Source organism: Burkholderia sp. AU31652, assembly GCF_002223155.1.
In the GTDB taxonomy this organism is placed as follows: Bacteria; Pseudomonadota; Gammaproteobacteria; order Burkholderiales; family Burkholderiaceae; genus Burkholderia.
In genome coordinates this window covers 151,281-175,021 of the sequence record NZ_NKFG01000007.1, presented here as the reverse complement: position 1 = coordinate 175,021, position 23,741 = coordinate 151,281, and the positions used below count along the sequence as shown (strand labels likewise).

General features: G+C 68.6%; 29 protein-coding genes. 7 read left to right on the top strand and 22 right to left on the bottom strand.

What is annotated here, in order from left to right; translation table 11 throughout:
* Positions 1-340: 340 nt before the first annotated feature.
* The 3 genes from CFB40_RS32770 to CFB40_RS32760 form a co-directional block, all read right to left on the bottom strand.
* Complete coding sequence (locus CFB40_RS32770; RefSeq protein WP_089429619.1) at positions 341-568, bottom strand: hypothetical protein; 228 nt, start codon at positions 566-568, stop codon at positions 341-343.
* A gap of 231 nt (positions 569-799) precedes the next feature.
* Positions 800-1,159: a DUF1488 domain-containing protein gene (locus CFB40_RS32765; RefSeq protein WP_089433653.1), complete on the bottom strand. Its 360-nt coding sequence runs from the start codon at positions 1,157-1,159 to the stop codon at positions 800-802.
* 209 nt (positions 1,160-1,368) lie between these two features.
* Entirely contained in the window at positions 1,369-1,740 is a 372-nt protein-coding gene (locus tag CFB40_RS32760) for a DUF3022 domain-containing protein (protein ID WP_089434009.1), read from the bottom strand.
* Between the two features lie 169 nt (positions 1,741-1,909).
* Here CFB40_RS32760 and CFB40_RS32755 point away from each other — a divergent pair, with 169 nt between their 5' ends.
* Complete coding sequence (locus tag CFB40_RS32755; RefSeq protein WP_089433652.1) at positions 1,910-2,266, top strand: DUF3175 domain-containing protein; 357 nt, start codon at positions 1,910-1,912, stop codon at positions 2,264-2,266.
* A 37-nt stretch (positions 2,267-2,303) separates the two neighbouring features.
* On the top strand, positions 2,304-3,623 hold the full coding sequence (locus CFB40_RS32750) for a cation:proton antiporter (RefSeq protein WP_089433651.1): 1,320 nt from the start codon (positions 2,304-2,306) through the stop codon (positions 3,621-3,623).
* 161 nt (positions 3,624-3,784) lie between these two features.
* On the opposite strand, the gene CFB40_RS32745 is transcribed toward CFB40_RS32750, so the two are convergent.
* The 7 genes from CFB40_RS32745 to CFB40_RS32715 form a co-directional block, all read right to left on the bottom strand.
* Complete coding sequence (locus tag CFB40_RS32745) at positions 3,785-4,171, bottom strand: DUF3022 domain-containing protein (protein ID WP_089433650.1); 387 nt, start codon at positions 4,169-4,171, stop codon at positions 3,785-3,787.
* Positions 4,168-4,329, bottom strand: a complete 162-nt coding sequence (locus CFB40_RS32740; protein ID WP_011349711.1) for a DUF1328 domain-containing protein — start codon at positions 4,327-4,329, stop codon at positions 4,168-4,170. The genes CFB40_RS32745 and CFB40_RS32740 overlap by 4 nt, the downstream gene beginning before the upstream one ends.
* A 46-nt stretch (positions 4,330-4,375) precedes the next feature.
* Positions 4,376-4,564, bottom strand: a complete 189-nt coding sequence (locus tag CFB40_RS32735; RefSeq protein WP_089430114.1) for a DUF3008 family protein — start codon at positions 4,562-4,564, stop codon at positions 4,376-4,378.
* A gap of 77 nt (positions 4,565-4,641) precedes the next feature.
* Complete coding sequence (locus CFB40_RS32730; RefSeq protein ID WP_089433649.1) at positions 4,642-6,102, bottom strand: RNA polymerase factor sigma-54; 1,461 nt, start codon at positions 6,100-6,102, stop codon at positions 4,642-4,644.
* Between the two features lie 213 nt (positions 6,103-6,315).
* The gene (locus CFB40_RS32725) at positions 6,316-6,624 is read right to left on the bottom strand and encodes a hypothetical protein (RefSeq protein WP_089429612.1); all 309 of its coding nucleotides are present in this window, start codon (positions 6,622-6,624) and stop codon (positions 6,316-6,318) included.
* Between the two features lie 161 nt (positions 6,625-6,785).
* Entirely contained in the window at positions 6,786-7,091 is a 306-nt protein-coding gene (locus CFB40_RS32720; protein WP_089433648.1) for a hypothetical protein, read from the bottom strand.
* Positions 7,088-7,345 (bottom strand): hypothetical protein, encoded by a 258-nt coding sequence (locus tag CFB40_RS32715; RefSeq protein WP_143329917.1) that lies wholly within the window; start codon positions 7,343-7,345, stop codon positions 7,088-7,090. Before CFB40_RS32715 ends, CFB40_RS32720 begins: the two co-directional genes overlap by 4 nt.
* A gap of 216 nt (positions 7,346-7,561) precedes the next feature.
* On the opposite strand from CFB40_RS32715, the gene CFB40_RS32710 reads away from it, so the two are divergent.
* Positions 7,562-7,993 (top strand): CBS domain-containing protein, encoded by a 432-nt coding sequence (locus CFB40_RS32710; protein WP_089433646.1) that lies wholly within the window; start codon positions 7,562-7,564, stop codon positions 7,991-7,993.
* A gap of 109 nt (positions 7,994-8,102) precedes the next feature.
* Here the strand turns inward: CFB40_RS32710 and CFB40_RS32705 are convergent, their stop codons facing one another.
* The 4 genes from CFB40_RS32705 to CFB40_RS32690 all read right to left on the bottom strand — a co-directional run bounded on the left by CFB40_RS32705 (position 8,103) and on the right by CFB40_RS32690 (position 13,423).
* Positions 8,103-10,409 carry a hybrid sensor histidine kinase/response regulator gene (locus CFB40_RS32705; protein ID WP_089433645.1) on the bottom strand — a complete coding sequence of 769 codons (2,307 nt, stop codon included), beginning with the start codon at positions 10,407-10,409 and terminating at the stop codon, positions 8,103-8,105.
* 37 nt (positions 10,410-10,446) lie between these two features.
* Positions 10,447-11,814 (bottom strand): sigma-54-dependent transcriptional regulator, encoded by a 1,368-nt coding sequence (locus CFB40_RS32700; RefSeq protein ID WP_089433644.1) that lies wholly within the window; start codon positions 11,812-11,814, stop codon positions 10,447-10,449.
* Between the two features lie 460 nt (positions 11,815-12,274).
* Positions 12,275-12,739 carry a DUF1269 domain-containing protein gene (locus tag CFB40_RS32695; RefSeq protein ID WP_089429606.1) on the bottom strand — a complete coding sequence of 155 codons (465 nt, stop codon included), beginning with the start codon at positions 12,737-12,739 and terminating at the stop codon, positions 12,275-12,277.
* A gap of 45 nt (positions 12,740-12,784) precedes the next feature.
* Positions 12,785-13,423: a MarC family protein gene (locus CFB40_RS32690; protein WP_089429605.1), complete on the bottom strand. Its 639-nt coding sequence runs from the start codon at positions 13,421-13,423 to the stop codon at positions 12,785-12,787.
* Positions 13,424-13,557: 134 nt separating this feature from the next.
* On the opposite strand from CFB40_RS32690, the gene CFB40_RS32685 reads away from it, so the two are divergent.
* A complete protein-coding gene (locus CFB40_RS32685) occupies positions 13,558-13,776 on the top strand; it encodes a DUF6566 family protein (RefSeq protein WP_011349700.1) in 219 nt (72 codons plus the stop codon).
* Positions 13,777-13,813: 37 nt separating this feature from the next.
* On the opposite strand, the gene CFB40_RS32680 is transcribed toward CFB40_RS32685, so the two are convergent.
* Entirely contained in the window at positions 13,814-14,191 is a 378-nt protein-coding gene (locus CFB40_RS32680) for a DUF5594 family protein (RefSeq protein WP_089433643.1), read from the bottom strand.
* Positions 14,192-14,228: 37 nt separating this feature from the next.
* Positions 14,229-15,761 carry an FAD-dependent oxidoreductase gene (locus CFB40_RS32675; protein ID WP_089433642.1) on the bottom strand — a complete coding sequence of 511 codons (1,533 nt, stop codon included), beginning with the start codon at positions 15,759-15,761 and terminating at the stop codon, positions 14,229-14,231.
* A 235-nt stretch (positions 15,762-15,996) separates the two neighbouring features.
* On the opposite strand from CFB40_RS32675, the gene CFB40_RS32670 reads away from it, so the two are divergent.
* Positions 15,997-17,157 (top strand): NAD-dependent formate dehydrogenase, encoded by a 1,161-nt coding sequence (locus CFB40_RS32670; protein ID WP_089433641.1) that lies wholly within the window; start codon positions 15,997-15,999, stop codon positions 17,155-17,157.
* Positions 17,158-17,200: 43 nt separating this feature from the next.
* Here CFB40_RS32670 and CFB40_RS32665 read toward each other — a convergent pair whose 3' ends face one another.
* The 6 genes from CFB40_RS32665 to CFB40_RS32640 form a co-directional block, all read right to left on the bottom strand.
* Positions 17,201-18,625, bottom strand: a complete 1,425-nt coding sequence (locus CFB40_RS32665; protein WP_069249479.1) for an aminotransferase-like domain-containing protein — start codon at positions 18,623-18,625, stop codon at positions 17,201-17,203.
* 393 nt (positions 18,626-19,018) lie between these two features.
* On the bottom strand, positions 19,019-19,273 hold the full coding sequence (locus CFB40_RS32660; protein WP_089429600.1) for a hypothetical protein: 255 nt from the start codon (positions 19,271-19,273) through the stop codon (positions 19,019-19,021).
* 34 nt (positions 19,274-19,307) lie between these two features.
* On the bottom strand, positions 19,308-19,763 hold the full coding sequence (locus CFB40_RS32655; RefSeq protein ID WP_089429599.1) for a DUF1269 domain-containing protein: 456 nt from the start codon (positions 19,761-19,763) through the stop codon (positions 19,308-19,310).
* A gap of 67 nt (positions 19,764-19,830) precedes the next feature.
* Positions 19,831-20,028 (bottom strand): hypothetical protein, encoded by a 198-nt coding sequence (locus CFB40_RS32650; protein ID WP_089429598.1) that lies wholly within the window; start codon positions 20,026-20,028, stop codon positions 19,831-19,833.
* Between the two features lie 50 nt (positions 20,029-20,078).
* A complete protein-coding gene (locus tag CFB40_RS32645; protein ID WP_089429597.1) occupies positions 20,079-20,528 on the bottom strand; it encodes a phosphate-starvation-inducible protein PsiE in 450 nt (149 codons plus the stop codon).
* Positions 20,525-20,905, bottom strand: coding sequence for a LysR family transcriptional regulator (locus CFB40_RS32640; protein ID WP_089433640.1), 381 nt, complete (start codon positions 20,903-20,905; stop codon positions 20,525-20,527). Before CFB40_RS32640 ends, CFB40_RS32645 begins: the two co-directional genes overlap by 4 nt.
* A 364-nt stretch (positions 20,906-21,269) precedes the next feature.
* On the opposite strand from CFB40_RS32640, the gene CFB40_RS32635 reads away from it, so the two are divergent.
* Together CFB40_RS32635 and CFB40_RS32630 are read left to right on the top strand one after the other, a co-directional pair.
* Positions 21,270-22,337 (top strand): Dyp-type peroxidase, encoded by a 1,068-nt coding sequence (locus tag CFB40_RS32635; protein WP_089429595.1) that lies wholly within the window; start codon positions 21,270-21,272, stop codon positions 22,335-22,337.
* 513 nt (positions 22,338-22,850) lie between these two features.
* Positions 22,851-23,666 carry a family 1 encapsulin nanocompartment shell protein gene (locus CFB40_RS32630; protein WP_089433639.1) on the top strand — a complete coding sequence of 272 codons (816 nt, stop codon included), beginning with the start codon at positions 22,851-22,853 and terminating at the stop codon, positions 23,664-23,666.
* Positions 23,667-23,741: the final 75 nt, after the last annotated feature.

Below are 23,741 nucleotides of genomic sequence, written 5' to 3'. Positions count from 1 at the left end.
TCGTACCCCCAGTTGCCAGGGAAAATCAAATTTGTGCAAGACAGCCTGCGTGTAATCGTTTTTGTACATCCAAAATCGATTTACGCCCGAAACGAGCTTCCATAATCGGTTTTGCGCATTGGCTGGGCCGAAGGAAATGCCCGTCTTGCAGCAGCCGGGTATCTGGCCCGCGATCGTCGAAGCAGTATTCTCGGCCTTTCGCGACGGCGACTCCACGGATGCCGCGATCGTTGATCGATACCGCCCTGAACGACCGGCCGGACAATAAAGCAAGCCTCACGACAACGCGCCCGCCGGCAATCCGCAGCTAGCCGCTCACCGGAAACCCCGCATCCACCCGTCACGCGTCGGTGACATCGGGCTCTCGCGCGTCGTTGCGCTGCACGCACTGCACGACCGACAGGCCGTCGGCCGTCAACGCGGGCCGGCGCTCGCCGGACGCGTCGTCGTGCTGCATCACGATCAGGTGCTGTTCGACCAGCGCAAGGACATCCTCGCGGTCAATCTGGATCTGCTCCGGTGCGCGATGCACCAGGAGCAGCGTGGCGAATTCATGGGCGGTCAGCATGCTCGTTCCCCGTTGGCGGCTGCGCGAGATGCGCGCCGGCGAGCAGCAATGCATGCAGGGACCATGCCGGGTTGCGTGGCGCCCTCGTTATCCGTGCCGCTTGCGCGCGGCACGATGTGGCACCACACGGCGGCCCGTGCGCGGTGCAAAGTTTTCAACGGCGTGTAATGCGGGAGACAAATCGGCGGGAGGCAAACCGGTGTACGACACGCGGGGGGAACCACAGCCGGGTCAGGATCGCCGCGACCGGAACAGGCCCGCTCGCGCACGACCGGCCGGCGCACGGAAATAGCCGCTGTGCAGCACCACGCCGCCGTTACCGTTACCGTCACCGTTGCCGCCGCCGCTGCTGTCGCCCAGCACGTCGGCGCAGGCGGCTGCGATGCGCGCGCGGCCCTGTTCGAACGCATCGCGCAAGTCGGCCTCCAGCGCGGAGCGTGCGCCGAAATGATCTTCCAGCGCTTCGACCGTGATGGCGCAGGTTTGCAGCTCGCCATCGACATCGACGACGAAACGCAACTGCAGCGCCGCCCCGTCGAACACGGGCGGCTCGTCGACCAGCGTCACGCGGCGGGCGGAATCGGCGGCCATCGTCTCAGGCGCCCCGCGCCGAAAAGCGATCGATCGGTGTGTCCCCGACCGCGAGCATGGCTACCTTGCAATGCCTCAACTTTCCGCTCATGAGCCCCTCCGTCCGCGTGGCGGCACGTGTCGTGCCATGCCGGTCGCGCAGCAAGCGGCGTGCCTGCCAGCCCGTTCGCGCGCGCCAATCTCGAGTATCGGAAAGCCGATCCGTGCGGCTACTGCAGCCGGCGCGCGGCGTCGAGCATCGCATCGGTCAGCTCGATCGTCAGCGTCACGTGTTCGTCGGGCAGGCGCTCGAGCAGGTCATCCACCGTGGCGTGCAGGATCGCGTGCACGCGTATCCGCGTGCTTTCGTCGAGATCCGCATAGCGCTCCATCGTGTCGCAGTCGAGCACGAGCACGACCGAATGCCGCGCGGTCTCGGGCGGCGGGTCGGCCGCCTCCGCCCACGCCGCCTGAAACATGATCCTGCCCGTCGAGACGTCGACATGGACCGTCGTATCGAGATCGTCGGCGTCGATCATGTCGCCATCGGCATCGTTGTCGATCTCGTCGTTTTCCAGCCAGATCCGGGAATGCGATTGCATGATGTCCTCCTGCGTGTTGGCGGGATGGCACGTCCAGCCCGTCTTGTGCAGCAACACCCGTGCCGCGTCCGGCACGGGTTCGTCGTACGGATCACGCGCGCCGCGCGGCACGCGGTTTGCGTCGCCAACCCGTCACCTACGTCCCTGTCACCCCAATGGAGCCGACTTAATGCCTTCCGCTACCGCTACCCACGCGCATGGCAAGCACCTGACGCGACGCCCGGGCCGCGCCCGCGGCACCGACCCGCACCACCGCAAGCGCTGGTCCGCCGACGTCACGCAAAAAAGCGATGCGCTCGACATCGAACCCAATATTTTCAAGTCCGACGACCCGGTCGCGATCGCCGCGTCGCTGAAGCATTCGGCCGAACACAGCCGCCGCCGCCACGGGTCGCCATTCCAGTCGGCGATGTCGATGCTGAACTTCTACGTGAACCGCGCGGGCCGCAACCTGCCGAAAACGCGCCGCGCCACGCTCGAACGCGCGAAGCGGAAGCTGCGCGAGGCGTTCGGCCGCAAGCCCTGACGGCGCGCGACCACCTGATCGGCCTGCCACGGCACACATGCACGAGACGCTCTGGTACCTGATCGTCGGCGCGGTGCTGATGGGCATGGGCGTCGCGACGTCCGCGCTGCGCCACCTGCCCGTCAGCACCGCGATGATCTATCTCGTGCTCGGCGTCGTGCTCGGCCCGGCCGGCGCCGGCCTGCTGGATCTCGATCTCGAACGCGATGCACGGCTGCTGCGTGAAATCGTCGAGATCGCGCTGCTCGTCTCGCTGTTTGCGATCGGGCTGCGGCTGCGCGTGCCGCTCACCGACCGGCTGTGGCACGTGCCGTGCCGCCTCGGCCTGCTCGCGATGGGCCTCACCGTGCCGCTGCTGGCCGCGTGCGCGATGCTCGCCCTCGGGCTCGACTGGGGCCCCGCGCTGCTGCTCGCGGCGATCCTCGCGCCGACCGACCCGGTGCTCGCGCACGACGTGCAGGTGCACGACCCGGGCGATCGAGATCTCGTACGCTTCGCGCTGTCGGGCGAAGGCGGCCTGAACGACGGGATCGCACTGCCGTTCGCGCTGGCCGGGCTCGCGCTGTGCGGCGCACCCGGCACGACGCACGGGCTGCCGCCGCTGTCGGGCGCGTTCGCGCTCACCGCGCTGTGGGGCATCGCCGGTGGGGCCGCGATCGGCGGCGGCCTCGGCTGGATCACGACGAAGACGATCGGCTGGCTGCGCACGCGCCACGCGCAGGCGCTCGGCCTCGAAGGCTTCTTCGCGCTCGCGCTGATCGTGCTGTCGTTCGGCGCCGCGCAGTTCGCGCATGCATTCGGGTTCATCGCGACGTTCGCGGCCGGGGTCGCGATGCGCCGGGTCGAGCACCGCGCGAGCGGCGATCGCGCGCCGCGCGACGTGATCGGCCAGATCGATTCGTCCGACGTCGTCGCCACCGAGAAGCATCCGGACAAAGCGCACGCGTTCATGGCCGAATCGGTGCTCGGCTTCACGATCGAGCTCGAACGGATCGCCGAAGCCCTCGTGATGACGATGATCGGCAGCGTGCTCATGACGCTGCCCGGCCCGCTGCTGACGTGGCGCGCGGCCTCGCTGGCCGTCGTGCTGTTCGTCGCCGTGCGCCCGCTCGCGGTGCTGGTCACGCTCACCGGTTCGCGCGCGACGCATGCGCAGCGACGGCTGATGGCATGGTTCGGCATCCGCGGCATCGGCTCGTTCTACTATCTGCTGTTCGCGCTCGAACATGGGCCCTCCGCCGCGGTGCGTCCGCTCGCGGCCCCCGTGCTGGCCGTCGTGTCGGCATCGGTGATCGCGCACGGGATCACCGCGACGCCGCTGATGAACTGGTATCACCGGCTGCAGCATCGGCGCTGACGCGTGCACGACGATGCGCGCTGCCACGCAATCAGGCCGCCACGCGGGTGGTGGCGCCGCAGGGGTGTGAGGGAAGCATCGACATCGACATGCGCTCGCCGCGTTCGGGATGCAGCAGCCACGCGGATCGCCGCGCCGCCGCCCTGCGAGCGGCAGCGGCGTCAGGGCGCGCGCAGCGCCGCGTCGAGTTCGGCGCGCGTCACGTCGAGCGCGACGTTGCATTCGATCACCGCCTCCTCGACGCGCGGCTTGCGCTCGTCCACCGCGCGCCGCGCGCGGTCACACAGAACCGTGCGCACGCGCAGCCGGTCGGCCGCGCCGAGCGACGCATAGCGCGTGATCACGTCCGGCTCGAACCGCAGGTCGACCGTGCAACGACATTCGCGCGCGTCCTCGTCGGACGGCACACGCACCCACGAGACCTGGATCGTCAGCCGCCCGGACGTGTCGTCCGCGTGCACGACGACGGTCGATTCCGACGGAAAGCCGATCGCGAGCGCATGCTCGAGTTCCGCGATGCGCTGCGACCGGATGGGTGCGCCGCTCATCGTCGCACGACGCCCAGCAGCAGCGTGACGAGGAAGATCACGACGAAGATGTAGAACAGGATCTTCGCGATCTCGGCCGCGCCGGCCGCGATCCCGCCGAAGCCGAACACGGCCGCGACGATCGCGATGATGAAGAAGATGACCGCGTATCGCAGCATGGATACCTCCTGGATGGCAGCAGTGGTCAATACACGTCGTCGCCGGTCACGCATCGTGCTTGTGCTCCGGTTTGCCGCATCGCGGCGTGGACGCCATTTTTTCACGTTCCTTTTCGCTCATCGACCTGGCCATCGGCTTCGCCGACGGCATGAGGTCCCGCATTTTCGTGTTGCCGCGCCCGGCCGACAGCACGGCGCCCGCCGCGCTCTGCCGGGCTTGAGACTTTGCCGGCATGGTTGCGCGCCTGTCGTGGGCGCACGCGTCGACGCGACGGTCGGCACGTGCACGCGACAGGCTCGCCCGGGCCGCCGTCATGCGGCGTCGCGGCGGCGCAGGTCAGCCGGCGGAATCTTCATCGCCTGGCGATACTTCGTCACCGTGCGACGCGCGAGCAGGATGCCGCGGCCCGCGAGGTTCTGCGCGAGCGTGACGTCGGACAGCGGATCGGTGTGCCGCTCGGCCGCGATCATGTCGCGGATCAGCACCTTCGCGGCCGCCGCCGAGCACACGCCCTTGCCGGCCGCCTCGAGCTTGCGCGGGAAGAAATGCTTGAACTCGAACGTGCCGTGCGGCGTGGCCATGTACTTGTTGCCCGTCGCGCGCGACACGGTCGATTCGTGCAGGTCGAGTTCCTCGGCGATGTCGCGCAACACGAGCGGCTTCATCGCGATCTCGCCGTAGCGGAAGAAATCGCGCTGCCGCGCGACGATGCATTCGCCGACGCGCTGGATCGTCTCGAAGCGCTTCTGCACGTTGCGGATCAGCCAGCGCGCTTCCTGCAGCTGCTGGCCGAGCGGCGAATCGCGTTCACCGCTCGACTGCGCGAACAGCGTCGCATAGCGTTCATGCAGCCGCGCGCGCGGCAGCACGGCCGGGTTGATCGTCACGATCCACTCGTCGCGCACCTGGCGCACGATCACGTCGGGCACCACGTAGTCGCCGCGCGTGCTGCCGTAATGATTGCCGGGGCGCGGATCGAGCCCGCGCACCAGCGCGCAGGCCGCCTGCAGCGTCGGCGCGTCGCAGCCGAGCCGCCGCTGGATCTCGGCCGTCTCGCGGCGGGCCAGACGCTCGAGATGCTCGCGCGCGATTGCCTTCGCTTCCGCGAGCGCCGGCGTGCCGGCCGGAATCGCGTCGAGTTGCAGCACGAGACACTCGGACAGCGAGCGCGCGGCCAGGCCCGGGCGGTCGAGCATCTGCACGAGCCGCAGTGCGATCGCGAGATCCTGCTCGGAGAGCAGCAGCGCGGGGTCGGCCGCGACCAGCAGTTCGGCCAGTTCCTGGCGCAGGTAGCCGTCGTCGTCGAGCGCGTCGATCACGAGGCGCGCGGCTTCACGGTCACGCCGGTTCAACGGATAGAGCCGCAACGCATCGTGCAGCTGCTGATTCAGCGACGGCTCCGCGGCCAGCCACTCGCCGGGCGACTGGCCGCCCGCATCGTCGCCCTGGCGGCTCGTGCCGCGCGGCGTGGGCGCGGCCGTCAACGACACCTCGGACACCTCCGGCACTTCGGGGGCTTCGCCGTCCTGCGGGCGAGCGTCGTCAGGCTGGGGGGCCGCTTCGGGCGCGGCGGCTTCCGCCGGTTGGCCGGGGGCATCGGCGGCAGCCTCCTCGTCTCCCTGGCCATCCTCGAGGAACGGATTCTGATCGAGCGCCTGCCGCAATTCCTGTTGAAATTCGAGCGAGGACAACTGCAGCAACCGCAGCGACTGCTGAAGCCTCGGCGTAAGTGCCAGATGCTGTCGCATCTGCAGCGCAAGCGAGACGGACATCGATGGTCCTCCTGACGTTTCACGGGTTTCGTTTCGTATTCGGTCAGGATTGATGCAGCTTCCATGCCAGAGGGCGCGATCGCACCGCGTCGCGGCTCGCGCAGGTTCGTACCCCGTCTTGCAGCGCGTCGGGGCCGCTTTTTTACAAGCTGTCGGCAAGTTTTGGGCACGCGTTTCGCGCACCGTCCCGCGTCGCGCCGGCTGTGGGATGTATCAGTACTGCGTCGGCGGCGGCGTGCCCGGCAGCGTCGGGTCGCCCGGCGTGCCGTTCGGGCCCGGTGGCGGCACGTCGACCGGGTCGCCACCGGTCGCACCCGGCGGCAACGTGTTGCCCGGCGACGGCCGTGTCTCGTAACGCGTATTGGCGTCGGGCATCGTCGTGCCCGGCGACGGCGGGTGGGCGCCCGGCGGCGCGGGCGGCGCGCCTCGCGCGCCGTAGGGGCCAGGTTGCGTGCATGCAGCCAGCGCGCACGCGGCGGCCAGCAGGCATGCGCCCGTGCGGATCGTGCGGATCGGTTTCATCGAACACCTCCTGACATCCGCGGCAGCCGCGGAATCGGTTGGGCAGGTCCCCGCCAATTCGCAATCCACGTGCCGTCCGTTCACGCGTCAAGCACATCGTCCCGCGGTGTGCCGCGCGTTTGGGACCACCGTCGTTCGCCGCGATGCCTGCCTGCGCGCCGCTATGCGTCGTACGCGGCCATCACGAGCCACAGCTCGCGGCCGTCGTCGCGCACGCGTGCCGCGAGCGCATACGTGTCGGTGGGCTCGCACGCACGCTGCAGCGCGAATCGCGCCGGCTCGGTCGAGCCGAACGTCTCTTCCCCGAGCGGCCGTACGTCCGCCTTGCCCTCGAACATCCGGCGCTCGGGCCGGTAGATCAGCGGTTCGCTCTTCCATTCCTGGAAGTGGCTCTTCACCGAATCGAACCCGCCACCGCAAACGTTGAGCTCGTAGCGCACGCCCTCTCGCCGTTTTGGAATCGTCATCGTGCCTCCGTGTGGTGTGTGCGCAGCCGGCACGGGTCGCGCCGCACGTGGTCGTCGTCATCTTCGTCGTGTTCCCCGTCGATACGGCAAGTCGCGTGCCGCGTGCCGAGCGCGGGCATGGTCGTTGCGGAAACGTTCGCGTCTTCGTCGTCCGCGGGCGCGTTGCCATGAAGGATGCGACCCGGCCCGGCCATGACGCGCCAATGCACGAACGACGCACCGATCCGTCGCCGCCGCGGAAGCAGCGGGATCACAGGCGCACGCGCCATTCGTCATTCGGAATGCCCTATCGCCCCGCCGCTCGAGGACATGTTCCGCGCGACGGGCGGCATTACGCGATACGCATGACGAAAGGCCGCATCAAAACCCGCGCAAATGCGCCGGCGAATCACGAGCCGAGCGTGCCGCACGGCATGCGGTTTGCCGAATCCGCAGAGGAATCACCCCATCCAACCCGCCAGGAGGTCGTCATGCATCGCGTCAACGAAATCATGTCGCAGGACGTCGTGCGCATCGCGCCGACCGATTCGATCCGCCATGCCGCGCAGTTGATGGAGCGCTACGACATCGGCGCGCTCCCCGTATGCGACAACAACCGGCTGGTGGGGATGGTGACGGACCGCGACCTCGCGGTGCGCGCGATCTCGGTCGGCAAGCCGCCGGAGACGCGGATCCAGGAAGTCGCGTCGGGCCCGATCGAATGGTGTTTCGAGGACGATTCGCTGGACGAGATCCAGCATTACATGGCCGATGCGCAGTTGCGGCGCCTGCCGGTCGTCGATCACGACAAGCGGCTGGTCGGGATGCTGTCGCTCGCGGACATCGCGACGCGCTCGACCGGCCCGGCGCGCGACGACGTCGCGAACACGCTCGAAGGCGTGTCGCAGCCGAAGCGGACGTGATGGCGCATCGCATGCCGCGCGCGATGCAGCCTGCCGGCCGCCGGTCGAGGCCGGCCCCGCATCACCGAAACGGGCCGTCGCAACAGGGCAATGACGGACGGCCGCCGCGTCAGCCGTCCTGCTTCGTCACGCGCACGATCTTGTCCGCCAGTTCGCGCACGTCGACCGGCTTGCACAGATAGCCGTCGAACCCGGCCTCGAGCGCGCGGCGTTCGTCGGCCAGGCCCGCATGCGCGGTCACGGCGAGCACCCGCATGGCGGGCGGCCCGCCGCCGCCGTTCATGCCGGCGCGCCGCAACGCGTCGAGCAGCCAGAAGCCGTCGCCGTCGGGCATCGCGAGATCGGACAGCACGACGGTCGGCCGCAGGTCGGCGGCCACCGCGAGCGCTTCGCGCCCCGTCGACGCGATCGCGACGGCCGCGCCGAACGTCGTCAGCGCGGCGGTGAGGCTCTCGCGCGTCGTCGGATCGTCGTCGACGATCAGGACGCGTTGCGTATCGAGCGTCAACGGGGCGCGATGGCCGTCCACGTGCGCATTCCCCCACGCCATCGCGCCGACCGGTTGCCAGCCGGCCGGCAGCGTCACCGTAAACGTCGCGCCGCGATTGCGGCCCGCACTCTCGACCGTCACGCCGCCGCCGTGCAGCTCGGCGATATGCCGCACGATCGACAGGCCGAGGCCAAGCCCGCGCCGCGACGACGCCGGCGAATCCTCCGCGCGGCGGAACATGTCGAACACGTACGGCAGGAACGCCGGCACGATGCCCTGCCCCGTGTCGCTCACGGTCAGCACCACCCGCGCATCGTTGCGGGCGAGCCCGACCGTCACGCTGCCGCCGGACGGCGTGAACTTGAGCGCGTTCGACACGAGGTTCGACAGCATCTGCCGCAAACGCTCGGCATCGCCCGACACCACGCAGGTCGACGCCGCACAGTCGAATTCGAGCACGATGCCGGCCGACGACGCGGCCGTCTGGAACGCGCCGACCGAATCGGAGAACAGCCGCACGACGTCCACCGGCCGCGCGTCGAGCTGCAGCTTGCCGGTCGCGAGCGACGACGCGTCGAGGATGTCGCCGACCATCCGCGTGAGCGAGCGCGCGCTGCGGTCGATCGCGTCGACCGCCTGCTGCTGCAGCGCGCTGTCGCCCGAATTGCGCAGCACCTCGACCCAGCCGTAGATCACGTTCAGCGGCGTGCGCAGCTCGTGCGACACCGTCGCGAGCAGTTCGTCCTTCAGCCGGTTCGACGTATCGGCCTGGTCGCGCGCATCGCGTGCGCCCTGCAGCGACCGCTGCGCGCGCAGGTCGCGGCGGCGCTGCGCGCCGGCTTCGCGCAGCGTCAGCGACAACGCGACGGAGGCACGCACGTCGCCGCGTACCGGGCCCGCCGACACGGTCGCCCGGAAGCGCCGGCCGTCGCGCCGCACGCACAGCAGGTCGATCGGCCCGACCGCCGCGTGCATGTCGTCGAACGACTGCACGAGCGGCTTGCGTTTCAGCCAGCGCATCGCCACCAGCGACTCGAACATGCGCCCGTGCGCCTGGCTTTCGTCGTAGCCGAACATGCGTTGCGCGGCCGGGTTCCAGCTGACGATGCGGCCGTCGCCATCGATGCCGACGATCGCGTCGGGCGACGCGTCGACGACCGCGCGCTGCAACCGCGACGCATCGGCCCGCGAACGGTCGGCACCGGCGTCGCGCAGCAGCAGCACGGCGCCGTCGACGTTGCCGTCCGCATCGCCGAGCGGCGCGGCCACCTCGACGATCGGCACCGGCTCGCTCCCTTCCGCCTGCAGCCAGTGGCGATCCGATGTGACACCCTCGCCGCCGAGCGCGAGATCGAGCGGTGTCGATTGAACGCGCCGGCCGTCGCGATCGGCGATCCGCAGCACGTCGCGCGCGGCGCGGCCCATCGCATCGTCGGGCCGGCAGCCGACGAGCGCGGCCGCGGCGGCGTTGAGGTAAGTGAGCCGCCCGTTCGTGTCGGTGGCGATCACGCCATGCGGCAACGCCTGCAGCACGGCTTCGAGCCGCCGGCGCGCGGCCACTTCACGCCGTAGCGCCGCATCGCTCGTGAAGCGCGCGTGGCGCAGCATCGACGCGATCGCGCAGACGAGCGCGCAGATCAGCACGAAGGTGCCGAGCCGCACGAGCCGATCGGGCAGCGGCTGCGTATAGGCCGCGGGATCCGAGAGGAACAGCGTCCACACGAGCAGGCCGCTGACGACCGTCGAGGCCATCCCGAACAGGAACGACGTCGCCCACGCGGCGCCCGCGAGCAGCGGATAGTAGAGGACGAGCGGCAGGTTCACGCCGCCGAAGCGGATCGCGAGCGCCTGCAGCACGGTGGCGATCGCAACCAGCATCACGGCCGTGACGTAGTTGCCGGCGCGGGTCCGCGAAATGTCGATCATCGATCACACTCCTGCCGGCGGGTCGGTCGCGGCGGCATCAGGATTCAGGCTTGTCCACTTCGTCTTCGAGCTGCGCGAGCCGGTTGTAGATCGTCTTCAGGCTGACGTCGAGCACCTCGGCCGCCTGCGCCTTCACGCCCCCGCATTGCGCGATCGTGCCGAGGATCAGCTTGCGGTCGGCTTCCTCGAGCGACGTGCCGAACGGCACGGTCACACGATCCTCGTGCGAATCGGCCAGGTTCGACAGTTCGTCCATGATCGGCGGCGGCAGCGTATCGATCACGTCCGCGTCGCAGAAGATGCTCGCGCGCTGCACGAAGTTGCGCAGCTCGCGTACGTTGCCGGGCCACGCATAGGTCTTCAGCGCGTCGCGCGCGGCCGGTGCGAAGCGCAGGTTCCGGCCGCTTTCGGCGTTGAACTGCTGCAGGAATGCGTCGGCGAGCATCGGGATGTCGTCGCCGCGCTCGCGCAGCGACGGCAGCGGGATCGGGAACACGTTGATCCGGTGGAACAGGTCGGGCCGCAGCTTGCCGTCGGCCATCGCGGCTTCCGGATCGCGGTTGGTCGCCGCGACGATGCGCACGTCGACATCGATCTCGCGCGTCGAGCCGAGCCGCGTGAGGCGCCCGGTCTCGAGCACGCGCAGCAGCTTGACCTGTGACTCGAGCGGCATCTCGGTGATCTCGTCGAGAAACAGCGTGCCGCCGTCCGCGCGTTCGAAGAAGCCCTTGTGCTGGCGCTCCGCGCCGGTGAAGCTGCCGCGGTCGTGACCGAACATCTCGCTCTCGACGAGGTTCGCGGCGATCGCGCCGCAGTTCACCGCGAGGAACGGGCCGCGGCGGCGCAGGCTCAGGTCGTGCACCGTCTGCGCGGCGAGCTCCTTGCCGGTGCCCGATTCGCCCGTCAGCAGGACCGACGCCTCGGTGCGCGCGACCCGGCCGATCGCATCGTAGACGGTCTGCATCGCGGGCGAGCTACCGAGCATGCGGCCGAAACGGCCGAGGCGCTGCAGCTCCGAACGCAGTTCGGCAATCTCTTCATGCAGTGCGGTGGTGCGCGGCACGCGCGCGAAGATGCTGTTCAGCCGCTGCATGTTGAGCGGCTTCACCAGGTAGTCGGTCGCGCCGCGCCGCAGTGCGTCGATCGCGGTTTCGAGGCTTGCGTGGCCGGTGGTCAGCACCATTTCGCAGTGCGAATGCTTCGGCAACGCATCGAACAGATCCATCCCGTTGCCGTCCGGCAGCACGAGATCGCACAGCACGAGATCAGGGGGGTGCGTCGTGACGAGCGTGCGCGCTTCCTCGAGCGTCGCGGCCGTGTCGCACGCAAGCTGCTGCGTGCGCGCGAGCGCCGCGAGCATCGTCCGCGTGTCGGCGTCATCTTCGACGATCAGGACGTAGGGCATCGTGGCTCCTTGTGAGGCGGCCCGGCGCGCTTGCCTGCCGGGACCGCGGCGGATTGTAGCGAGGTCCGGCCGTCGGTCGCACGACGATATGGCTTGATCGATGCACTCGTGCGGATGGGCTGTCCTCCCGTGAAAAGCGTCCCTGTGAGTATAGGAGAGGCATGTCGTGCATTCGCCGGTCATCGAATAAATCTATCCGCCCACGTAACCTGCATTGCCAGATTCAATGCGCGGCAATCGGTAAGAACGCCATCGCTTCAAGGCGATCATGTAGCGTGAAGTCGCCCGGATCCCGTCTTTTGTGCACGTTGACGCGCCATGCGGTCAAACTTTCCGATCTGATTTTTCGCATGTCGGAATTCTCGGATGACGAGAGTGGCCGCTTGATAGCGTGCGTTCGATTCAGACCCTGCCGCGTGACTTGCCGACCATCGAGCGCTCTATCCGCTTCGTCGAACCGTCAGTCGGTTGAGGCCTGACTGCCGCCGTCGCGCGCTTTCGAGATCGCTTCGACGAGCTTCAGTTCGTCGTCGATCGACAGCGTCGTGTCGATCACGTCTCCGCCGAACGGTGCGAGCGCCGTGCTCAGCGCGTAGATATCGAGTTGCGTCGCGGCCAGCCCGAGCGACACGGTGCCGGGGCGCGCCTTGCGCGCGACGCGGTCGATCAGTGCGTCGTCCACCGGCTTCTCGCGCCATGCGTCGAGCGACGATTCGATATGTTCGACCACGCTGTCGAGCAGCGACGCGGGCGGCGTGCGATCGGGGTCGACCGCATGCGCGCGCAACTGTCCATCGGCCGTGCACTCGACGATCGCCACTCCCGACAGCGCGACGACGTGCCGGTCGCGCAACGTATCGAGTTCGGCGAGCGCGCGATGGGCGGCCGCGAGGTCGGGATAGGACAACACGATCAACGTATTCATCAACGACTCCATGAAATCAGGCGGCCGGTTCGAGATGGGCGGCACTCAGTGCGGCAGCCCGAATGCGGCCTTCAGGCTCGCGACGATCATCTGCATCGCGATCGCCGCGAGAATCATCCCCATCAGCCGTTGCGTCACCGCCGTCACGCGCGGCGACAGGTAATGGCCGATCAGCGGTGCCGACAGCAGCGAGACGGCCAGCAACACGAGAAACGCGGCAAGCCCGAGCGCGAACGCGAATTCCTGCCCGGTCGAGAACGCGCCATGCCCGAGCACGATCATCGTCGCGATCGTGCCGGGGCCGACGAGCAACGGGATCGTCAGCGGATAGATCGCGACGCTCTCGGCCGCGGCCGGATCGGCGCCTTCGTCGTCGCCCGGCGAATGCTGCCGGCTCGGCGCGCCGTGCAGCATCGACAGCGCGATCAGCAGCACCAGCAGCCCGCCCGCGAGGCGGAAATCGTCGATCGTCAGGCCGAACACATGCAGGATCGCGCCGCCTGCCACCGCCGACACGATGCAGCCGACCGTCACGCCGATCGCGGCCGTCAGCGCGACCTTGCGGCGCACGCCGTCCGCCGCGCCTTCGGTCAGCGACAGGAACACCGGAATGTTCGCGATCGGGTTCATGATCGCGAACAGCGCCGCGAACACCTTGATGGAAAACGTCAGGTCGAAGGCCACAGGTTCGCTCCCGTCTCGCGCGTCGACACGTGCGTCGAATCGCGCGCAGGTTCCGTTTCGTTCCGGATGCACGGCGCACGCCATGCTGCTACGATCGACGCACCGCGTTCACGCACGACGGAGGGCCCCGACCGATGCAAGCCACCGACACCTTCATGGATCACGAGATTCGCGTCGATGCGACGCGCAACGCGAACGGCGCGTGGGTCGCGCAGGTGCGGATCTTCCGCGACGGCGCGCCGGTCGACCTGCCCGCGCCCGAGCTCGTCACACCCGAATGGCTCACGTGCGACGAAGCCCTGCGCGGCGGCATCGACCAGGGCCGCGTGATCATCAAGACACGCGACCGCTAGCGGCAACCGGCTCATCCGCGCGCATCGCACGGCGCGTTCACGCATCGAAATCCAGATCGCCGATCAGGATCTCGCGATCGCGCTGGGTGCGCGTGCTGAAATCGACCGGCAACTCCATCTGCCAGCGTTCGATCGTGGCCGGCAGCGCCGCGAGATAGCGGTCGAAGCGGCTGCGGTCGGGCTCGGCCAGCAACGCATCGATCGCATCGTCACGCCACGCGAGCCGCGCGTTCAGCCGGTTCGGCAAGCCGACCGTCGACGTGAGGCCGATCACGTCGACACAGGTCGGGCTGCCCTGCCCGTCGTGCGGCACGACGTCCACTCTCACTTCGCCAGGCTGATACAGGCCGAGCACGCGCGCCGCGATACGCGGCGCAAACTCGGTTTCGAAACGGGCACGCACATCGGGATTCATCTCGCCTCCGGGTTCGAATCATGTCGTCACATCGCTGTCACGCGGCTGCAATCTGCTGCTCGAATGCTGCTTCCGCCTTCAGGCTGTCGAGATCGCGGCCCACCGTCGCGACCGCAAGCCGCGTGTTGCCGCGCCAGTACGCGATCGAGCAATCGTGCGCGGCGAGGTCGCCATCGATCTCGACCCGATCGAATTGCTCTGCATGCCCGACATAGTTGACCGTCAGGTCGTAATGCTGGCTCCAGAAGAACGGCACCGCGTCGAACGGCCGCTGCTGCCCGAGCATGTTGTGCGCGGCGACGATGCCCTGCCGCTCGGCGACGACCCAGTGCTCGACGCGAATCCGCTCGCCCGTCAGCGGATCGGGCCAGCGCGCGATGTCGCCGGCCGCGTAGATGCCGGGCGCACTCGTCTGAAGGAAGCGGTCGACCGTCACGCCTCGGTCGACGGCCAGCCCCGCGTCCTGCGCGAGGGCCACGTTCGGATGCACGCCGATGCCGACCACCACGAGATCGGCCGGCAGCACGTCGCCGGTCGACAGCGTCACGCTGTCCGGCGTGATCCGCGCGGGCGTCGCACCGAGATGGAACACGACGCCGTGCGACTCGTGCAGTGCCTGGATCGTGCTGCCGAGCGCTTCGCCGAGCACGCGCGCCATCGGATGCGCATCGGGCGCGACGACCTGCACGTCGAGCCCGCGCGTGCGCAGCGCGGCGGCCGCTTCGAGCCCGATGAAGCTCGCGCCGACCACGACGCAGCGACGCGCCGTTTTCAGCTTGCCGATCAGCGCGTCGCAGTCGGCGCGCGAGCGCAGCATGCACACGTGCGGCAGATCCGCGCCGGGCACGGTCAGCCGGTTCGGCTCGGCACCCGTTGCAAGCAGCAGCGCGCCGTAGCCGACGCGGCTGCCGTCGGCCAGTTCGACCGCCTGCTGCGCTGGGTCGATGCGTACGACGCGTGTGCCGCACCGCACGTCGATGTGATGGTCCGCATAGAACGACGGCGCACGCAGCGGCAGCCAGTCGGCATCGGCCGTGCCGGCGAGATAGTCTTTCGACAGGTTCGGCCGGTCGTACGGCGGATCGACATCGGCCGTGAGCAGCGTGACGGGATGCGGATAGCCTTCCTGCCGCAGCGTCACCGCGGCCGCGATGGCAGCCGCGCCACCGCCGACGATTACCACCGACGCGGGCAGTCCGGCGGCATTCAATACAGGCGGCGCGGCGGCCGGCCGCTCGTCGAGCACGACGGCGCGGCCGTCGCGGCGTTCGACGCGCCAGCACGGCAGCCCGTCGAGCGCGGGCGCGCGCAGCAGCGCGCCGGTGCGCAGGCAGAACGCCGCGTGATGCCACGGGCAGTGGATCGTGTCGCCCTCCAGCAGGCCGTCGGCCAACGGCGCGCCGTAGTGCGGGCACTGCGCGCCCACGGCAAACAGTTCATCGGCGCGGCGCACGAGCAGCACCGCTGCATCGCCGACATGGCCCTCGATCATTGCGCCGTCGGCGAGCTCGTCGAGCGCGATGCCTTGCGTGAGATCGGGGCGTGACGACGAATCGTCGCTTGCAGTCATGACGTGGCTCCCGAAAAGTCAGGTAACGATCCCATTATCGACATCCCTCCTGAAAAGAACAGGTACAGACGTCCCCGCAGCGCACGCAAACACGCACTGTAGCTTGTACGAGATCCATGACGGGCGTAGAACGTCATCAACGTTGCGGCGCAACACGGCAGCGGCCCGCGACGCACGCCGCGCCTCCCGCGCAAGCCGCGTGCCGCCTTCTCCCCGTCACCAGGAGTACTACCCGATGGCCACCGTCCTGTGCGTGCTCTACCCCGATCCCGTGGACGGCTATCCGCCGCGCTACGTGCGCGATGCGATTCCGGTCATCACGCACTACGCGGACGGGCAGACCGCGCCGACGCCGGCCGGCCCGCCCGGCTTTCGTCCCGGCGAACTCGTCGGCTCGGTGTCCGGCGCGCTCGGCTTGCGCGCCTATCTGGAAGCGCACGGCCACACGCTGATCGTCACGAGCGACAAGGACGGCCCCGACTCCGAATTCGAGCGCCGGCTGCCCGAAGCGGACATCGTGATCTCGCAGCCGTTCTGGCCCGCGTACCTGACGGCCGAACGGATCGCCCGCGCGCCGAAGCTGAAGCTCGCGCTGACGGCCGGCATCGGCTCCGATCACGTCGATCTCGACGCCGCCGCGCGCGCGCACATCACCGTCGCCGAAGTCACCGGCTCGAACAGCATCAGCGTGGCCGAGCACGTGGTGATGACGACGCTCGCGCTGGTGCGCAACTACTTGCCGTCGCATGCGATCGCGCAGCAAGGCGGCTGGAACATCGCCGATTGCGTGTCGCGCAGCTACGACGTCGAAGGCATGCATTTCGGCACGGTCGGCGCGGGGCGCATCGGGCTCGCCGTGCTGCGCCGGCTGCAGCCGTTCGGGCTGCAGCTGCACTACACGCAACGCCACCGGCTCGATGCATCGATCGAGCAGGCACTCGGGCTCACCTATCACGCCGATGCCGCGTCGCTCGCGAGCGCCGTCGACATCGTCAACCTGCAGATTCCGTTGTACCCGTCGACCGAGCACCTGTTCGACGCGGCGATGATCGCGCGCATGAAGCGCGGCGCGTACCTGATCAACACCGCGCGCGCCAAGCTGGTCGACCGCGACGCGGTCGTGAATGCCCTCACGTCCGGGCATCTCGCGGGCTACGGCGGCGACGTGTGGTTTCCGCAGCCGGCGCCGGCCGATCACCCGTGGCGCACGATGCCGTTCAACGGAATGACCCCGCACATCTCGGGCACGTCGCTGTCCGCGCAGGCGCGCTACGCGGCCGGCACGCTGGAGATCCTGCAGTGCTGGTTCGACGGCAAGCCGATCCGCAACGAATACCTGATCGTCGACGGCGGCACGCTCGCGGGAACGGGCGCGCAGTCGTACCGGCTGACGTGACGCCGCGCGCGTGCCGCATGACACGCGACGCGCGGCGGCTCACTCAGTCGAGGCAGTAGGCGGCGAGCTTGCCGACCGCGATCACCGCCTGTTCGATCTCCGGCGACCACGGGCTGCTGTAGTTCAGCCGGATGAAGTTCCGGTAGCTGTCCGTGATCGAGAACATGTAGCCGGGCCCGATCGTGATCCCCTGCTCCAGCGCAAGCTGGTACAGCCGCATCGCGTCGATCTGCGCAGGCAGTTCGATCCACAGCACGTAGCCGCCCGCCGGGCTCGAGATGCGCGTGCCTTCCGGAAAGAACCGCGACACCATCGTGCGCATCAGGTTCGCCTGCTGCGCATAGGCCTTGCGAATCCGCCGCAGGTGATGCTCGTAGCCGTCGCGTTCGAGAAACTCGGCAATCGCGAGCTGCGGCAGCGACGGCGTCGCGAGCGTGTTCAGGAATTTCAGCTTCTCGACCTGCTCGCGATAGCGGCCCGGCAGCGCCCAGCCGATCCGGTACGCGGCCGTCAGGCTCTTCGAAAACGACGAGCAATGCAGCACGATGTCGTGCCGGTCGAACGACTTCAGCGTGCTCGGATGCATGTTGCCGAAGTACAGTTCGTTGTACACGCCGTTCTCGATGATCGGCAGGTCGGCTTTCGCGGCGAACTCGACCAGCTCGCGCTTGCGCTCGTCCGGCATCTGGAAGCCGAGCGGGTTCTGGAAGTTCGGCATCACCATGCACGCGGCGATCGGCTGCGACTTCGCGATCGCGGCCAGCGCCGCGATGTCGATCCCGTATTCCGGATGTGTCGCGACCTCGATCGCCTTCATCCCCATCCGCTCGATCGCGTGCAGCATCGCGTAGAACGTCGGCGATTCCACTGCAATCGTGTCGCCCGGTTTCGCGACCGCCTGCAGGCACAGGTTGATCGCCTCCGTCGCGCCGACCGTCACGATGATCTCGTTCGGATCCACCGACATCCCGTTTTCCAGGTAGCGGCGCGCGATCTGCCGGATCAGCCGCGGATGCCCCGGCGGCAAGCCGTCCGTCACGCCCCACAGCGACTTGTCGCGGCCGGCCGCATACGCGTAGCGGTTCAGCTTCTCGAACGGAAACAGGCTCGGGTCCGGGTACGGCGAACCGAGCGGCACCGCGTCGTCGGTGCCGATCGAGCGCAGCGTCGACAGCACCAGCCGGCTCACGTCGACCGACGACGAGATCGCGATCGGCTTCGACGGCCGCAGCTCGCGCACCGGCGCATGGCTGTCGTCGCGTCGCAGGTTCACGAAATAGCCCGACTGCGGGCGGCTTTCGAGCAGCCCGCGGCTTTCCAGCAACAGATACGCATGCAGCACGGTCGTGATGCTGATCCGGTGCTGCTGGCTCGCCTGCCGCACCGAAGGAACACGATCGCCGTGTCGATATACGCCCTGCCGGATGAGTCTCTCTATGTCGTTTGCAAATTTCTCGTAGAGCTTCATCCGCCTCGCCCCGCCAGCGGTGAACCGGCGTGCGATGCACGGGCGGCATGGCCGCGCGGGTGCACGAAGCCGGATAGCCGTGCCCAGGCGCGGGCGTCCCGGTGCGAACCTCGTCCGTTATCGAAATTGAAGGCGGATAGCAATGCGAATCTCATCTAGACAAGGTTCGGCATCCTACTGCGTCATTTCGACGAATGTAAGTGACAGTTTGGCGAGGAAACGTGAAATCCGGCCGGCGTGGTGAACAGATTCGAACGCGACCGCAAACGGCCCCGCGCGATCGCGTGGCAAGCATTCGCCGGGCGCGGTGCCGGCGTGCGTCGTCGCGGTTTGCCGGCGGCCGTCGGGCGGCCAGTCACGTGAAGCCGGCTGATGCGCCGGCCCCGCGTGCGCTCAAGCGTCGTCGACGTTGTCCGCGTAGTGATCGATCGCGACCTTGCACTCGTCGAACACCACCGTCAGCAACGCGATGTCGTTCGACTCGACCCACTTGCGGATCTGCAGGAATTGCCCGGTGCCGAGATCGGCGAGGCGGGCCGGATCGTCGGTCGTCACCTCGACGCTCGCGATCGCGCGGTTGCCGTGGCCGGGCAGCGGCGACAGCGTCGCCGTGATGTCGAAGCGCCGGTACGATTGTTCGATGTGCATGCGGTTCTCCCTTTACGGTTCGACGACGACACGCTCAGTCGAGCGACTGGCGAAACACCTTGCCGCCGAATCCGGTCACGACGTTGTCGACCGAGAACGGCGTGTCTTCCTTCGCTTCCAGGATGATCGCGACGCTGCCGGGCACGAGCCGCGCCGCCACCGTCTCGACGAACGTGCCGTCGAGCAGCGCGTTGCCGGCCGCTTCCGCGAGAATGCCGGCGCCCGCACCGGCCGCCATGCCGGTGACCACGCCGAGCGGCCCGGCGAGCAGGCCGAGCAAGCCGCCCGCGATCGCGCCGATCACGCCGCCCTTGAACGGACGCGATTCCGCGTGGAGGACCGCGAGCTTGCCGGTCGCGTCCTTCTCGACGACGACGCCGTTCTCGATGTGGAATCCTTCGTCCTTCTCCGACAGCGCCTCGAAATCGTTCGCGGCCTGGCGGGCCGTGTCGACGCTGCCGAACACGGCGACGATCAGTTGCTTGGTCATGCGATACCTCGCTCGGTGGGAGGGTCAGTGGCAGCGCCGCAACCGATGCGGCACGCCAAGGTTCGATTCAGATGCCGATGGCCGCCTCGCGTGCACGCGCCGCGTCGGCATAGGCGTACGCAGCTTCTCGCTGCAACCCGGTGACGGTGGGCGCGCGGGCGAGCGCCGGATCGGCATCGCGCGTGTCGCGCGCCAGCCGGTAGGCGTCCGACGCCGCGTGCTGCAGCTCGATCGCCCGCTTCGATTCAACGGAATGTGTGCTCATCCAGCTCCCTCCTTGCAGGGACAGCGAAAATGCATGCGGCCGGCCGCGCGTTACCTGCGCGCATGCGCATCGTCCTCGACATCGGCGACGTCGGCCGGGAAGCGGTGCTGGCCGAAACTCAGGATCAGCACGCCCACCGCGAGCAGCACGATCCCGACCGTCGTCATCAGCATCCGCTCGGGGCTGTCGGTTGCGCCGCGCAGTATCAGGTCGCGCGCGAGCGACGTCATCGCAATGAACAGCGGAAACCGCACGGGCAAGCGGCCGAGCCGCAGGTAGCGCACGTCCATCGCGAGCACTTCCAGATACAGGAACATCAGCAGCAGGTCGGTCAGCGACACCTCGCCCGCGAGCACGACCTTCCACGCTTCCTGCGCCATCGCGAACGCGGTCGCGAGCCCGATCACGATCAGTCCGGCCAGTTCGGCCGCGTGAAGGAAATGGCCGAAGCGGCGGCGGATGCGCTCGGCGGGCGAGCAGGGAATGGAGGTCGTATTCAAGGTGACAGTCGCTGGGTTGAGGCATGAGCGGCGCCGGGCGGCGGCGGGAACGTCGCGTCGCGCGCGGCGGCATGCACGGCATCGTGCGCGTCGGGCCGATCCGGCCTGTCCTGCACACGCGGGCCGGCCGCGCCGGTCGCCTGCTCGACCGCGGACAGCGTCCGGCGGCAGCACACGTGGAACGCGTCACCCGCATCGGTGCAGGCGACGTCGTCGTGGTCGCGGCACAGCAGCAGGCGGCAGCCGAGATACCGTTCGAGGCCGTCGATCCGTTCGCTCACCTGCGCTTCGTCGAGTTGCAGCTCGGACGCCGCACCGGACAGGCCGCCATGCTCGACCACCGCGACATACACACGCATCGCTTCCAGCAGGTTCATGATGACGCTCCTCGTGGCGGCGCAGCGGGACCTAATCTACTGCACGCCGCACGCACGCTCAAGAGCACAGCGCCGCATGGGCCAGGAGTACAGCTGAGCGGGCGCCGGCCAAAATCCGGCCCTGTTTGACGGATTCGCATGACAGTTTGGCGATTCGTGTTCCAAAGACCGGTCGAAGCTGCTAGATTGCTTGCTCGACGACGTCACGCGGGGCAGGCAGGTCGCGCGCCCCGTGCGGCCGCCACCGCTGCGGCCCGTTGCGGGATGCCCGCACTGCGTCCTTCATCCGCGTGACACAAAGAGAACAGTCGCATGACACAGTTCAACCGTTCGCCCTCGCGCGCCACGGCACTTCCGTCCCGACATGACTGACCGGCAGCCCACGATGCAGACACCTCCCCCGCTCCCCCAAAACGTTCACAGCACGATCACGCGCAGCGCGATCTTCCTCGTGGCGACGATCAATCCCGGCGCCGATCACGCCGACACGATCCGCTCATGGTGCGGCGACATCGCCGCGCTCGTGCGCTCGGTCGGCAAGCGCGTGCCGGGCGGCAACCTCACCTGCGTGTGCGGCTTCGGCGCCGACGCGTGGGATGCGTTGTTCGGCAACCCGCGCCCCGCCGCGCTGCATCCGTTCCGTGAATTCGGCGCGGGCCAGCGCGTCGCGGTCGCGACGCCGGGCGACATCCTGCTGCACATTCGCGCGGAAGCGATGGACCTGTGCTTCGAACTCGCGACGCAGCTGCTCGGCGCGCTCGGCGATGCCGTCACGGTCGTCGACGAGGTGCACGGCTTCCGCAATTTCGACCAGCGCGCGATGATCGGCTTCGTCGACGGCACCGAGAACCCGGAAGGCCGCGCGGCGGTCGACTTCACGGTGATCGGCGACGAGGACGCGGAATTCGCCGGCGGCAGCTACGTGATCGTGCAGAAGTACCTGCACGACATGGCCGGCTGGAACGCGCTCGCGGTCGAGACGCAGGAGCGCATCATCGGCCGCACCAAGCTCGCCGACATCGAGCTCGCGCCGGACGTGAAGCCGTCGTGCTCGCACAGCTCGCTGACCACGCTCGACGAGGGCGGCCAGGAAGTGAAGATCCTGCGCGACAACATGCCGTTCGGGCGCCCGGGTGCGGGCGAATTCGGCACCTACTTCATCGGCTATGCCCGTTCGCCGGCGCCGATCGAGCAGATGCTCGAGAACATGTTCGTCGGGCGCCCGCCCGGCAACTACGACCGCCTGCTCGACTACAGCCGCGCGGTCACCGGCTCGCTGTTCTTCGTGCCGTCCGCCGACCTGCTCGAAGCGCTCGCCGATCGCGCGGCGCCGGCCGCCGACGCCGTGGAGCCGGAACCGGAACCGGCATCCTCCGCGCCGCATCGCGACGGCTCGCTGAAGATCGGCTCGCTGAAAGGCGTGCCGTCGTAACGCACATCATCACCAAGGGCAGTCCGGCGCGCCTACCCCGCGCCGGACGAGACGCATGGTCGCGCCATGCACGCCCTTCACTCGTTGCGAAGCTTCAATAGACTGCGCCTATGATTCATCCGGGCTCGGCCCCGGCAACTGAACGCGGCCGAGCCCCGGCGTCCGGAACCCCTGCCGGATGAATGTTCGTAAGAATGCACGACACGCGATCGGCCGTCGGCCGCCAAGGGTTCGGCACGCCGTCGAGCCCGGCCCGAGCGACGCGGGCGCCGGTGCGCCCCCGGGTATCGCCATCCGCCGCGGTGTTCAGCACAAGCGCACACCCTCTCCCCGCACGTGAATTGCAGAACAGTTGCGCCACCGCAGCGTGTCGTTTCGATTTGTGCTGCAGCGGTGTCAATAGAGCCTGCTAATATGCATTTCGTCCTCGATCGGCCTGCGGTGCTCAGACGCAGTCCGTCAGCCGATCGGCCACCATGAAGTGTTTTCGCTGACGTGAGGCAACCCAAACCCATGAATAACCTGCACCGCGAACTCGCCCCGATCTCGTCCTCCGCCTGGGAGCAAATCGAGGAAGAAGTGGCACGCACGTTCAAACGATCGGTGGCCGGCCGCCGCGTCGTCGATGTCGACGGCCCCGAAGGCCCCGAGCTGTCGGCCGTCGGCACCGGGCACCTCGTCGACGTCGCCGCCCCGCGCGAGCTGGTGAATGCGCGGCTGCGCGAAGTCCGCACGATCGTCGAGCTGACGGTGCCGTTCGAGTTGAGCCGCGATGCGATCGACAGCGTCGAGCGCGGCGCGCGCGACGCCGACTGGCAACCGGCGAAGGACGCCGCGCAGCGGCTCGCGTTCGCCGAAGACGGCGCGATTTTCGACGGCTACCCGGCCGCCGGCATTCTCGGCATCCGCGAAGGCACGTCGAACCGCAAGCTCACGCTGCCGGCGGACGTCGCCGCCTACCCCGACGCGATCAGCGACGCGCTCGAGGCATTGCGGCTTGCCGGCGTCGACGGCCCGTACTCGGTCGTGCTCGGCTCGGATGCGTACACGGCGCTCAGCGAAGCGCGCGACCAGGGCTATCCGGTCCTCGGCCATATCAAGCGGATCGTCAGCGGCGAGATCATCTGGGCGCCGGCGATCAGCGGCGGCTGCGTGCTGTCCACGCGCGGCGGCGATTACGAGCTGCACCTCGGGGAAGACGTATCGATCGGCTACACGAGCCATACCGACAAGGTCGTCCGCCTGTACCTGCGCGAAACGTTCACGTTCCTGATGCTCACGAGCGAAGCATCGGTGGCCGTGGCGCCGCAGGCCGGCACGGCGGCCTGACCGCGGTTGCCCGCGCGCGATGCCCGCCGGGTGTCGCGCGCGAGCGGCCGCCCCGCCGGCCGCATGTTCGTCGCC